We start from the raw sequence: 11,904 nt of genomic DNA on the forward strand, positions 1-11,904 counted from the left end.
TCAGATCCAGCCCGTGGCGGTCAGGCCCGGCAGGTTGATCGCCAGGAACTTGGTGAAGGTCCAGAACACCGGCGCCGCGATCAGCAGCCCGGTCACGAGGTCGATGAGCCAGGTGCGCGGCGTGTTGACGCCGCCCTGCCCGCTGGCGCGGCGCAGGCCCTGGACCGCGAGCAGGTAGCACAGGGTGCAGCTCAGGATGAAGCCGATGCTGGTGATCAGCGCCGCGTTGAGCAGCAAGCCCGCCGAAACCCAGATGAAACCGGCCCAGTAGGCCTTGGTGGCGCCCGAAGGCTCATCCATCTCGCGGAAGCCGCCGGTGCGCGACTCCCAGAGGATCCAGCCGCCGCAGATGGTCAGCGCGATCGACACCAGCCAGGGCAGGAAGTTGGGCCCGACACCGCCATAGCCGGCCTCGGACGAAATGCCGATGGCACCGAAGGCGAGCGCCAGCCCGGTGACGAGAACCCCGGCGCCGACCAGCGTCTGCGGCCACAAAGCCGGGGGTGAATGGGGGAGTGAGTCGATGTTGGACATTCTTCTGGACCTCGCTGGGGGCGGAAAAAGGGCGCAGGCCGATCGACGGCCTGCGCCCGTTGCCGTGCCGATCAGGCGTTCAAACCATGCCCGACTTGACCATGGTCGCGCGCAGGCTCGCGAACTCGTCGTCGACGAACTTGGCGAAGGCCTCGCCGGACAGCACCGCCGGCGTCCAGTCGTTCTTCTTGAGCGCCTCGCCCCAGGTCGGCGTCTTGAGCGCCGCCAGCACCATGTCGGTCAGCGCCTTGCGCTGTTCGGGCGTGATGCCGGGCGCGCCGTAGACGCCGCGCCAGTTGCCGATCTCGACGTCGATGCCCTGCTCCTTGAGCGTCGGCACATTGACGCCTTGCAGGCGCTGGGCCGAGGTGACCGCGATCGCGCGCATCTTGCCGGCGCTGATGTATTCGGCGAACTCGCTGTAGCCGCTGCCGCCGACCGTGACGTTGCCGCCCAGGATCGCCGCCGTGGCCTCGCCGCCGCCACGGAAAGCGACGTAGTTGATCTTCGAGGGATCGACGCCGACCTTCTGGGCGATCATGGCCGCGGCGATGTGCTCGGTGGAGCCGCGCGAGCCGCCGCCCCACTTGACGCTGCCCGGGTCCTTCTTGAGCTGCTCGACCACGTCCTTCATGGTCTTCAGGGGCGAGCTGGCGGGCAGCACGAAGACGTTGTATTCGCTCGTGATGCGGGCGATCGGCGTCGCCTGCGACAGGCTCACAGGCGGCTTGCCGGTGATGATGCCGCCCAGCATCACGGCGCCCATGATCATCATCGCGTTCGGATCGCCCTTGGAGCCGTTGACGAACTGGGCCAGGCCGAGCGCGCCGGCGGCGCCGCCCTTGTTGTCGAAGGTCACGGTGTCGGCCAGCTTGGCGTCGGTCAGGGCCTTGCCCAGCGCCCGCCCCGTGGTGTCCCAGCCGCCGCCCGGATTGGCGGGGATCATCATCTTGACATTGGGAGCGGCCCAGGCCGACAACGGCAGGGCACCGGTGGCGGCCAGGGCGGCCAGGGACTTCAGAAAGGTATCGCGACGCATGCAGGTCTCCTTGGATTTTGGCAAGCTGAGTAGAAGCTGACGCCGCTATGATGCGCCGCCCTGCTGTCAGTTGGCTGTCCTTCGGACTGGGGTAAACACCGAAAATCGCGCCATGAAGCTGCTGCTAGTCGAAGACGATCCGTCGATGCAAACCACCTTGCAGCGCACGCTCGGGCGGCGCCAGATCGACGTCCGGATCTGCGGCGACGGCGCCCAGGCGCTGGCCCAGTGGCGGGCGCTCGAACCCGACGTGGTGGCGCTCGACCTGAGCCTGCCCGGGCTCGACGGCCTGCAGGTGCTGGCCCAGGCGCGCGCCGCCGGGCTGCGCACGCCGGTGCTGCTGCTCACCGCCCGCGGCACGGTCGGCGACCGCATCGTCGGCCTCAACGCCGGCGCCGACGACTATCTGCCCAAGCCCTTCGACCTCGACGAACTCGAGGCCCGCATCCGGGCGCTCAAGCGGCGTCACCAGGGCGCCGAGGCGACGGCGCGCCTGCCGGAAGTCGGGGGCCTGCGCTACGAACCCGACAGCGGCGCCATCTACCACCGCGCCGAGGTACTCGAACTGACGCCGCGCGAACTGGCGCTGCTGAAGGCGCTGATGGCCAAGCCCGGCCACGCGGTCAGCAAGGAGCGCCTGTTCGAGCTGGTGTTTCCGGGCGAGGCCGACGTGCAGTACGAAGCCATCGAGGTCGTGGTCTACCGGCTGCGCAAGAAGCTCGCCGCCACCGGCGCCACGCTGATGACGCTGCGCGGCCTGGGCTACCTGCTGCGCGAAGACGCGTGATGCGGGCCACCTCGCTGCGCGCCCGGCTGCTCATGGGCATCCTGGGGCCGATCACCGTGTTCATCGTGATCAACAGCGTGAGCCTGTATCGGCAGAGCCTGGCGGCCGCCACGACCGCCTACGACCGCACACTGCTGGCCTCCGCCAAGACCATCGGCGAGCAGCTCGACGTCGAGGGCTACGACGAGGCGGCCACACTGCGCGCCATCGTCCCCTACTCCGCCCTCGAGGCCTTCGAGGCCGACAACCAGAGCCGGATGTACTACCGGGTGTCGGCGCTCGACGGCCAGCTGGTCTCGGGCTTCGAGGAGCTGCCCTTCTGGCGCGGCAAGCTGCCGAACCGCCCGCCCTATGCCGCGCTGGTCGACTTCTACGACGCCGAGTTCCGCGCCATGCCGGTGCGCGTGGCCGTGCTGCTGCAGCCGATCGCGAGCGGCCGCGGACGCGCGATGGCCGTGGTGCAGGTGGCGGAGACGCTGGAGCTGCGCGAGACGCTGGCGCGCAAGCTGCTGGTCGACATGTTGTGGCGCCAGCTGGTGCTGATGGGGGTGATCGCCGCGGTCACGGTCGTCGTGGTGCAGCGCGCCACCCGCCCGGTCCGCGCGCTGGGCGAGGCGATCCAGGGCCGCGCCGCCGACGACCTGTCGCCGATCGACGCCCCCGACGCACCGCGCGAACTGCGTCCGCTGATCGACGCCACCACCCAGGTGATGGGCCGGCTGCAGCGCCTACTCGACCACCAGAAACGCTTCGTGCGCGACAGCGCGCACCAGCTGCGCACGCCGCTCGCGGTGCTCAAGGCGCAGGTGCAGTCGGCCCGCCGCGGCGACGTCCCGCCCGACCAGGCGCTGGGCGAGATCAGCGAGACCGTCGAGCGCGCGACCGCGCTGGCCAACCAGATGCTGTCGCTGGCCAAGGTCGAGCAGCTGCGCCAGCAGCCCGAGTCGGTCACCTTGGACCTGGCCGACGCGGTGCGCGCGGTGGCGCTCGACCTGTCGCCGCTGGTCGCCGACAAGGCGCTCGACTTCGAGCTCTCGACCGATCCGGCACCGGTGCCGGTGCGCGCCCATCTCTGGATGCTGCAGGAGCTCGCCCGCAACCTGCTGCACAACGCCATCAAGCACAGCCCGCGCGCAGCGGCGCTGACGGTGCGGGTGCATGCCGAAGGCGAGCTGGCGCTGCTGCAGGTCAGCGACCAGGGCCGCGGCATCTCCGACGAGCTGCGCCAGCGGCTGTTCGCGCCGTTCGCGGCCGGCGACGTGGGCAGCGGCTCCGGCCTGGGGCTGGCGATCTGCCGCGAGATCGTGCTGGCCCTGGGCGGCAGCATCGCGCTGGACAACCGCGAGGCCGGCGGCCGGACCGTCGGGCTGGATGCTGTCGTGCGAATCCCGCTGGCGCGCGACAATCGCTGAACTCATGGACCGACTTCGAATCGACAAATGGCTTTGGGCGGCGCGCTTCTTCAAGACGCGCTCGCTGGCCGCCGACGAGATCGGCAAGAACCGCGTGCAGGTCAACGGCGACGTCGCCAAGGCCTCACGCGAGGTCAAGGTGGGCGACACGGTCAGCTTGCGCCTCGGCAGCCTGTCGCGGGTGGTCTGGGTACGCGGCATCAGCGGCCAGCGCGGCCCGGCCCCGGTCGCCCAGCAGCTCTACGAAGAAACGCCCGAGAGCCTGGCGGCCCAGGCGGCGGCACGCGAGCAGCGCCGGCTCGGCAGCGAACCGGCGCTGAGCATCGAGCAGGGCCGTCCCACCAAGCGCGACCGGCGCGACCTCGACGGCGCCCGGCGCGCCGACTGGGACAGCCGCTGGAGCGCTTCCATCGATCCCGACGACGAGACCTGAAAGACCCCCTGCCATGGCCAGTTTCAAGAAATTCCGTGTCGGTTCCAAGTTCAAGCTGTCCGGCGTCGATCCGGCCGCCACGCCGTTCTCGTCCGGCGGCGACGACGCCCAGCGCGAGCAGCTCGACACACTGGCCATCGAGCTCGACCGGCTGCAGAACGTGCTGCACGCCGAAGGCCGGCGCAAGCTGCTCCTGGTGCTGCAGGGGCTGGACACCAGCGGCAAGGACGGCACCATCCGCTGGGTGTTTTCGCGCACCTCGCCGCTGGGCGTCAAGGTGACGGCCTTCAAGGCGCCGACCGAGGAAGAGCGCGCGCGCGACTTCCTGTGGCGCTGCCATGCCGTGGTGCCGCGCACCGGCGAGATCACTGTCTGGAACCGAAGCCACTACGAAGACGTGCTGGTGCCGGTGGTCGAAGGCTGGATCGACAAGGACCAGACCCGGCAGCGCTATGCCCAGATCAACGACTTCGAGCGCCTGCTGACCCAGACCGGCACAGTCATCGTCAAATGCATGCTGCACATCAGCAAGCAGGAGCAGCGCGTGCGCCTGCAGGAGCGGGTCGACCAGCCCGACAAACACTGGAAGTTCTCGCTCGACGACCTGGCGGTGCGCAAGAAGTGGGACGCCTACCAGGCGGCCTACGAGAAGGCGCTGACCGCCACGTCGACCGACGACGCGCCGTGGTACGTCGTACCGGCCGACAGCAAGCATCACCGCAACCTGATGATCGCCGGGCTGCTGGTGAAGACGCTCAAGGACATGAAGCTGCGCGTGCCGGACGCCGACCCCGCCCTGAAGGGCCTGGTCATCGAGTAAGCCTGCGGACCGGCCCTCGTCAGAACTTCGGCACGATGCCGTAGGCAATGATGGCCAGGAAGCCCACGATGCCGGCCATCATCAGCGCCGGACCCCACTTGCGCTCGCGCCAGGCGAAGCCGACGGTCATGATGGCGGCGAAGGTCACGGCGACGACGGATGCGAGTTCCAGGGTGAATTCAGGCATCACGGGATGGTAGCGCGCGCCGCGCGCGGAATCAGGCGGCGGCCGTCACGAGCCGCTCCAGCCAGTGTGCAGCGGCGGCATCGGCGGCCGCGACGGCTGCGGGCTCCGAGTCGAAGAACAGGTGGGTCGAGTGATGCGAGTCCATCTCGCCCGCCGTCGTCGGCTCGGTGACCACGAAGACGGCCTCGAATCGGCCGTCGTCGAGCGCCTTGCCGTAGCCCCTCAGGGCAAAAGGCCCTCTGTACTGAATCTGCATTCGCCTGTTCCAAAGAAAAAGCCCCGAAGCTGAATCAGCGTCGGGGCTTTCAAAGATCATTGAAGATCAATTTGGCGGAACCGGAGGGATTCGAACCCTCGATGAGGCTCTACACCCCATACTCCCTTAGCAGGGGAGCACCTTCGGCCACTCGGTCACAGTTCCTGAGCCTCGAATTATGCCATCTTCAGGCGGTCGGTTGGTCCAGATCGAAGGCTTTATGCAACGCGCGGACCGCAAGTTCCATGTATTTCTCGTCGATCACGACCGAGGTCTTGATCTCGCTGGTCGAAATCATCTGGATGTTGATGCCCTCTTCGCTCAGCACGCGGAACATCTTGCTCGCCACGCCGACGTGGCTGCGCATGCCGATGCCGACGATGCTGACCTTGCAGATCTTGGTGTCGCCGACGATGTCGGCGGCGCCCAGGGTCGGCAGCACCTTGTCCTTGAGCAGGTCGACCGCGCGGGCGTAGTCGTTGCGGTGCACCGTGAAGCTGAAATCGGTGCGGCCGTCCTTGCTCAGGTTTTGGATGATGACGTCGACTTCGATGTTGGCGTCGGCCACCGCGCCCAGGATGTGGTACGCGATGCCTGGCTTGTCGGGCACGCCGAGCACCGAGATCTTGGCCTCGTCGCGGTTGAAGGCAATGCCGGATACGACGGCTTTTTCCATGTTTTCGTCTTCCTCGAAAGTGATCAGGGTGCCGGACTTGGCTTCTTCCTCGATGTCGATGTCCCAGGGCGTGAAGCTCGACAGCACGCGCAGTGGCACCTTGTACTTGCCCGCGAACTCGACCGAGCGGATCTGCAGCACCTTGGAGCCCAGGCTCGCCATCTCGAGCATCTCCTCGAAGCTCACGGTCTTGAGCCGGCGGGCGTCGGGTTCGACCCGCGGGTCGGTGGTGTAGACGCCGTCGACGTCGGTGAAGGTCAGGCACTCGTGGGCTTTCAGCGCCGCGGCGATCGCCACCGCCGAGGTGTCGCTGCCGCCACGCCCGAGGGTCGTGATGTTGCCGCCGTCGTCGACGCCCTGGAAGCCCGTGATGACGACCACGCGGCCGGCATCGAGGTCGGCGCGCACGCGCTCGTCGTCGATGCTCTCGATGCGTGCCTTGGTGTAGGCGCTGTCGGTCTTCACCTGGACCTGCCAGCCGGCGTAGCTCACGGCCTCCAGGCCCTCGGCCTGCAGCGCGATCGCCAGCAGCGCCGACGAGGCCTGCTCGCCGGTGGAGGCGAGCATGTCGAGTTCGCGGTAGTGGCCGGCACCGGGGGCGGCGGGCGCCAGTTCCTTGGCGAGGCCGAGCAGGCGGTTGGTCTCGCCGCTCATGGCGCTCGGGACCACCACCATCTGGTGGCCGGCGCGTGCCCACTTGGCAACGCGCTTGGCGACATTCCGGATGCGCTCGGTCGAGCCCATCGACGTGCCGCCGTATTTATGAACGATCAATGCCATGGGTGAAAGTCAAAGAGAAGGATTCGGATGCCGCATCGCTGGCTGCGCTGGCCTCTGCAGGCAGCGCCCGCCGGGCCGGATTCAGCGCTTCAACGCTTCCGCGCCGGGGCGGCGGACTGCGACAAGGGCGAAGCATTGTACCAATGCAGCACGGCGCCCTCCCGCTCGACCCGCCCGGAGGCGATCTTGAGGCGGATCTGGTGCCCGCGCGTGCTGCAGGCCGCGATCTGGTCCTGCAGCTGCTCCAGCTGCGCCTCGCTCGGCACCACGCCGTGGTCGCGCCGCAGCCAGTGGCGCAGCGCATTGGCCAGGCGTTCCCGCGGCAGCGCCCGCAGGACGGCCAGCGCCGGCGGCGCGCCGGCCTCCGCCAGGTCTCGGGCCGCCAGCTCGGCCAGCAGCGCCGAGCCCCGGGCCGCGTTGCGCGCCGAGCGGGCGAAGGTCTCGCGGAACTGCGGCAGCGCGGCCTCCAGCGCCGGCAGCACCAGCTGCCGGAGCCGGTTGCGGGTGTAGCGCAGGTCGGCGTTGGTGGGGTCGACGACATGGGCGACGCCGCTGGCGGCGAGCCAGGCGCGCAGCGCGTCGGCAGGCAGGTCGAGCAGCGGCCGGTGGAAGCTCACGCCGTGCCGCTCCATGCAGCGCGGCATGCCCGCCAGGCCGTCGAGGCCGGCCCCGCGGCCGAGCGCGATCAGCATCGTCTCGACCTGGTCGTCCGCATGCTGGGCCAGCGCCACGTGGCGCAAGCCCCGGGACAGCGCCAACGCCGCCAGCGTGGCGTAGCGGGCCCGGCGGGCCGCGTCCTCCGGGCTCTCGCCGGGGGCGTGGCGGGCGTCGACGCGGGCCGAATGCAGCGGAACGCCCAGCGCCGCGCAGGCAGCGGCGCAGTGCGCCTCGAAATCATCGGCCGCCTGCTGCAGGCCATGGTGCACATGCAGGGCATGCACCTGCCCGGGCCAGCGGGCCGCGGCCGCGTGCAGCAGCGCGGTCGAATCGGCGCCGCCGCTGTAGGCGATCGCCAGCGGCAACGGCGCCGCCGCCCAGGACGCGAGAGCTTGGGCGGCCGGATTTTCCATGGAAACCGAGCGGGCGGTGGAGCGCCGGGCCTGCCCGGTGCTCAGCGCCTCACTTGCTGCTGTCGGCCTTGGTATCGGCGAAGCGGCCGTAGCTCTGGAGCCGCTCGTAACGCCGGTTGAGCAGGTCCTTGGTCGACAGGTCGCCGACCTGGCGGAAGGCATCGTTGAGCGCCCGCTTGAGGAAGGCGGCCATCTGGCGATGGTCGCGGTGCGCGCCGCCGACCGGCTCGTTGACGATCTTGTCGACCAGCCCGAGCGCCTTCAGGCGGTGCGCGGTGATGCCGAGCGCATCGGCCGCTTCCTGCGCCTTGTCGCTGGTCTTCCAGAGGATCGAGGCGCAGCCTTCGGGACTGATCACCGAATAGATCGAATACTGCAGCATCACCAGCTGGTCGCCGACCGAGATCGCCAGCGCGCCGCCGGAGCCGCCCTCGCCGATGATCGTGACGATGATCGGCACCTCGAGCTGCGCCATCTCGAAGATGTTGCGGCCGATGGCCTCGGACTGGCCGCGCTCCTCGGCATCGATGCCCGGGTAGGCGCCCGGCGTGTCGACGAAGGTGAAGACCGGCAGCTTGAACTTCTCGGCCGTCTTCATGAGGCGCAGCGCCTTGCGGTAGCCCTCGGGCTTGCTCATGCCGAAGTTGCGTGCCGTGCGCTCGCGGGTGTCGCGGCCCTTCTGGTGGCCCAGCACCATGCAGGGCGTGCCGTTGAAGCGCGCCAGGCCGCCGACGATCGACAGGTCGTCCGAGAAATGCCGGTCGCCGTGCAGCTCGACGAAATCGGTGAAGATCTCGTTCACGTAGTCGAGCGTGTAGGGGCGTTCCGGATGGCGGGCGATCTTGGTGATCTGCCAGGGCGTCAGGTCGCTGTAGATGTCCTTGGTGAGCTGCAGGCTTTTCTTGCCCAGCTGATCGATTTCTTCCGAGATGTCGACCGCGGATTCGGTCTGGACATAACGCAGTTCTTCGATCTTGCTTTCGAGCTCGGCCACGGGCTGCTCGAAGTCGAGAAAGGTTCGTTTCGCCAACGTCTTCTCCTGTTTTTCAAATTGCGACCGGTAGCGGGTCGAGCGATCGCCAAATATACCAAGTCGCCACGCTGCAATACGGGGCCCAGGCCACGGCGACCTCGCGGGCATCGCTGCGGCTGACCGGATCGCCCGAAAAGTAGTTCTGGCTGATGCCGCTGATGAGGCCGGGGTCGTCCAGCGGCAGCACGTTGGGCCGCATCAGGTGGAAGATCAGGAACATCTCGGCGGTCCAGCGTGAGATGCCGCGGATCGCCACCAGTTCCGCGATGATCATCTCGTCGGACATGTTTTCCCAGGCGTCGACGTGCACCGCGCCCGAGTCGAAATGGATCGCCAGGTCGACCAGGTATTCGACCTTGCGCGCCGACAGCCCGGCGCCGCGCATGTCGTCGACCTTGAGCTTCAGCACGCTGGCCGGCGTCAGCTTGCGCGGCAGTTCGACGAAGCGGCGCCAGACCGTCTGGGCCGCCGGCACCGAGATCTGCTGGCCGACGATGCTGCGCGCGAGCGTCGTGAAGGCATCGCCGCGCGACTCCAGGCGAACGTCGCCGAAGCGCGGGATCAGCCGCTTCATGACGCGGTCCTTCTTGCCCAGGTGCTTGCAGGCTTCTTCCCAGTAATCGGGCGTGAAGACCTGGACGATCGGCTCCTTGGCGGCAGCCATGGTTCGGGGGGCGGCGCTCACTGCGCCGCGGTCCAGGTGGTGCCGCTCGCCGAGTCCTTGAGCACGATGCCCTGGGCCAGCAGTTCGTTGCGGATGCGGTCGGCCTCGGCGAAGTTCTTCGCCGCCTTGGCTTGCGCGCGCTGCAGGATCAGGGCCTGGATGGTGGTGTCGTCGAGCGTGCTGCCGGCCTGCAGGAAGGCTTGCGGGTCGGCTTGCAGCAGGTTCAGGCAGCTGGCCAGCGCCTTCAGCAGGCCGGCGGATTCGGCGGATTGCGTGCGGTTGACCTCGCCCGCGAGGTCGAACAGCACGGCCACGGCCTCGGGAGTGCCGAAGTCCTCGTCCAGCGCGGCCTTGAAGCGCGCCGCATGAGCCTGGGCCCAGTCGATGGCGACCGGCGCCGGCGGCACCAGCGCCAGCGCGTTGTAGAGGCGGCGCAGCGAATTGCGGGCGTCGTTCAGGTGCACGTCGCTGTAGTTGAGCGGGCTGCGGTAGTGGGCCCGGACGACGAAGAAACGGACGGTCTCGGCGTCGAACTTCTTCAGCACGTCGCGGATCAGGAAGAAGTTGCCCAGGCTCTTGGACATCTTCTCGTCGTCGATGTTGATGAAGCCGTTGTGCATCCAGGTGCGTGCCAGCGGCTTGCCGGTGGCGCCTTCGCTCTGGGCGATCTCGTTCTCGTGGTGCGGGAACTGCAGGTCGGCGCCGCCGCCGTGGATGTCCAGCGTCTCGCCGAGCAGCTGGCAGGCCATGGCCGAGCACTCGATGTGCCAGCCGGGCCGGCCGGGGCCGAATTCGCTCGCCCACTTGACCTCGTCGGGTTCGCTGGCCTTGGCGCTCTTCCAGAGCACCGGGTCGAGCGGATCGTCCTTGCCGTCGAGCACCGCGACGCGCTCGCCGGCATGCAGCTCGTCGAGGGTCTTGCCGCTCAGCTTGCCGTAGCCGGGAAATTTGCGCACCGCGTAGTTGACGTCGCCGTTGGGCGAGCGATACGCCAGGCCCTTGTGCTCCAGCGTGGAAATCATCGACAGCATCTGCGGAATGAACTCCGTCGCCCGCGGCTCGTGTGTAGGCCGTTCGATGCCCAGCGCGTCGGCGTCCTCGTGCAGGGCGTCGATCATGCGGTCGGTCAGGGCCCGGATGCTCTCGCCGTTCTCGACCGCCCGGCGGATGATCTTGTCGTCGATGTCGGTGATGTTGCGCACGTAGTCCACGTCCAGGCCGGAGATCCGGAGCCAGCGCTGCACCACGTCGAAGGCGATCATCGAGCGCGCATGGCCCAGATGGCAGTAATCGTAGACCGTCATGCCGCAGACGTACATGCGCACCCTGCCAGGTTGCAGAGGCGTAAATTCCTCCAGTTCACGCGAGAGCGTGTTGTAGATGCGAAGACTCATGAGGCTCGGAAACGTCGATTCGCGCACGTGCAGGGAACGGGCGAACGATGGGGGTTTTTCAGGGGTGACGGGGGCGTGGCGACGAGCGGCTGGAAAAGACCCCTCGGCTACAATCTTGCAAGTATAAACGGCCACCGCCGGATGTTTTCCGCGTGTTTACGAGGCCCATTCCCTCCACCTCTCGAGACACCATGCCGCACGCCGCTTTCGCCCCCTCCTCCCGTCTGCGCATCGTCCAGGCCGTCGCGGCGCTGCTGGTCGCCCTCACGGTCGGCATCGCCCACGCCGACGACTATTCCGACGTCAATACCCTGCTGCGCCAGGGCAAGGCCGACCAGGCGCTGGCCAAGGCCGACGCCTACATCGCGGGCAAGCCCCGCGACCCGCAGATGCGCTTCCTGCGCGGCGTGATCCTGACCGAGCAGGGCAAGCAGGCCGACGCGATCGTGGTCTTCACGGCGCTGACGCAGGACTTTCCCGAACTGCCCGAGCCCTACAACAACCTGGCCGCCCTCTATGCGGCCCAGAGCCAGTTCGACAAGGCGCGCGCCGCCCTCGAGATGGCGATCAAGCTCAACCCCGACTACGCGACCGCGCACGAAAACCTCGGCGACGTGTATGCGCGGCTGGCGGCCCAGTCCTATGGCCGGGCGCTCAAGCTGGAGGCCGGCAACACGACCGCGCCGCCCAAGCTGGCCCTGGTGCGCCAGATGTTCGGCGCGCCGGCGCCCGACACCCTGCCGCCGGCCACGCCGGCGGTCCGCAAGCCGGTGCGCAACTGAAGCCTTCTTCTTTCCTGAACGCGCCGCGGCGCACTCC

At 68.4% G+C, this 11,904-nt stretch carries 14 protein-coding genes and 1 tRNA gene; 5 read left to right on the plus strand and 10 right to left on the minus strand.

The window, feature by feature from the left end:
* Window positions 1-534 (minus strand): tripartite tricarboxylate transporter TctB family protein, encoded by a 534-nt coding sequence (locus QTI68_RS15680; RefSeq protein WP_286522522.1) that lies wholly within the window; start codon window positions 532-534, stop codon window positions 1-3.
* 79 nt (window positions 535-613) lie between these two features.
* Window positions 614-1,573, minus strand: coding sequence for a Bug family tripartite tricarboxylate transporter substrate binding protein (locus QTI68_RS15685; RefSeq protein WP_286522524.1), 960 nt, complete (start codon window positions 1,571-1,573; stop codon window positions 614-616).
* A gap of 112 nt (window positions 1,574-1,685) precedes the next feature.
* On the opposite strand from QTI68_RS15685, the gene QTI68_RS15690 reads away from it, so the two are divergent.
* From QTI68_RS15690 to QTI68_RS15705, 4 genes are read left to right on the plus strand one after another with little or no spacing between them, the layout of a single operon-like run.
* The gene (locus tag QTI68_RS15690; protein WP_286522525.1) at window positions 1,686-2,360 is read left to right on the plus strand and encodes a response regulator transcription factor; all 675 of its coding nucleotides are present in this window, start codon (window positions 1,686-1,688) and stop codon (window positions 2,358-2,360) included.
* Window positions 2,357-3,772, plus strand: coding sequence for a sensor histidine kinase (locus QTI68_RS15695; protein ID WP_286522526.1), 1,416 nt, complete (start codon window positions 2,357-2,359; stop codon window positions 3,770-3,772). Before QTI68_RS15690 ends, QTI68_RS15695 begins: the two co-directional genes overlap by 4 nt.
* A gap of 4 nt (window positions 3,773-3,776) precedes the next feature.
* A complete protein-coding gene (locus QTI68_RS15700) occupies window positions 3,777-4,205 on the plus strand; it encodes an RNA-binding S4 domain-containing protein (protein ID WP_286522528.1) in 429 nt (142 codons plus the stop codon).
* Window positions 4,206-4,218: 13 nt separating this feature from the next.
* Window positions 4,219-5,025 carry a PPK2 family polyphosphate kinase gene (locus QTI68_RS15705; RefSeq protein WP_286522530.1) on the plus strand — a complete coding sequence of 269 codons (807 nt, stop codon included), beginning with the start codon at window positions 4,219-4,221 and terminating at the stop codon, window positions 5,023-5,025.
* A gap of 19 nt (window positions 5,026-5,044) precedes the next feature.
* Here the strand turns inward: QTI68_RS15705 and QTI68_RS15710 are convergent, their stop codons facing one another.
* The 8 genes from QTI68_RS15710 to cysS form a co-directional block, all read right to left on the minus strand.
* Window positions 5,045-5,212: a hypothetical protein gene (locus tag QTI68_RS15710; protein WP_286522532.1), complete on the minus strand. Its 168-nt coding sequence runs from the start codon at window positions 5,210-5,212 to the stop codon at window positions 5,045-5,047.
* 31 nt (window positions 5,213-5,243) lie between these two features.
* Window positions 5,244-5,468 carry a hypothetical protein gene (locus tag QTI68_RS15715; protein ID WP_286522533.1) on the minus strand — a complete coding sequence of 75 codons (225 nt, stop codon included), beginning with the start codon at window positions 5,466-5,468 and terminating at the stop codon, window positions 5,244-5,246.
* 72 nt (window positions 5,469-5,540) lie between these two features.
* Window positions 5,541-5,633 (minus strand) — tRNA-Ser (locus QTI68_RS15720).
* Between the two features lie 22 nt (window positions 5,634-5,655).
* Window positions 5,656-6,924: an aspartate kinase gene (locus tag QTI68_RS15725; RefSeq protein WP_286522535.1), complete on the minus strand. Its 1,269-nt coding sequence runs from the start codon at window positions 6,922-6,924 to the stop codon at window positions 5,656-5,658.
* An 89-nt stretch (window positions 6,925-7,013) separates the two neighbouring features.
* On the minus strand, window positions 7,014-7,994 hold the full coding sequence (tilS, locus tag QTI68_RS15730; RefSeq protein WP_286522536.1) for a tRNA lysidine(34) synthetase TilS: 981 nt from the start codon (window positions 7,992-7,994) through the stop codon (window positions 7,014-7,016).
* Window positions 7,995-8,043: 49 nt separating this feature from the next.
* Window positions 8,044-9,024 carry an acetyl-CoA carboxylase carboxyltransferase subunit alpha gene (locus tag QTI68_RS15735; RefSeq protein ID WP_286522537.1) on the minus strand — a complete coding sequence of 327 codons (981 nt, stop codon included), beginning with the start codon at window positions 9,022-9,024 and terminating at the stop codon, window positions 8,044-8,046.
* A gap of 16 nt (window positions 9,025-9,040) precedes the next feature.
* Complete coding sequence (locus tag QTI68_RS15740) at window positions 9,041-9,691, minus strand: DNA-3-methyladenine glycosylase family protein (protein WP_286523179.1); 651 nt, start codon at window positions 9,689-9,691, stop codon at window positions 9,041-9,043.
* Between the two features lie 17 nt (window positions 9,692-9,708).
* Window positions 9,709-11,085: a cysteine--tRNA ligase gene (gene cysS / locus QTI68_RS15745; RefSeq protein WP_286522538.1), complete on the minus strand. Its 1,377-nt coding sequence runs from the start codon at window positions 11,083-11,085 to the stop codon at window positions 9,709-9,711.
* Window positions 11,086-11,276: 191 nt separating this feature from the next.
* Here cysS and QTI68_RS15750 point away from each other — a divergent pair, with 191 nt between their 5' ends.
* Entirely contained in the window at window positions 11,277-11,867 is a 591-nt protein-coding gene (locus tag QTI68_RS15750) for a tetratricopeptide repeat protein (RefSeq protein ID WP_286522539.1), read from the plus strand.
* The last annotated feature ends 37 nt before the right edge of the window (window positions 11,868-11,904 follow it).

The sequence above is a fragment of the Variovorax sp. J31P207 genome (genome assembly GCF_030316965.1).
Classification (GTDB): Bacteria; Pseudomonadota; Gammaproteobacteria; order Burkholderiales; family Burkholderiaceae_C; genus Variovorax; species Variovorax ginsengisoli_B.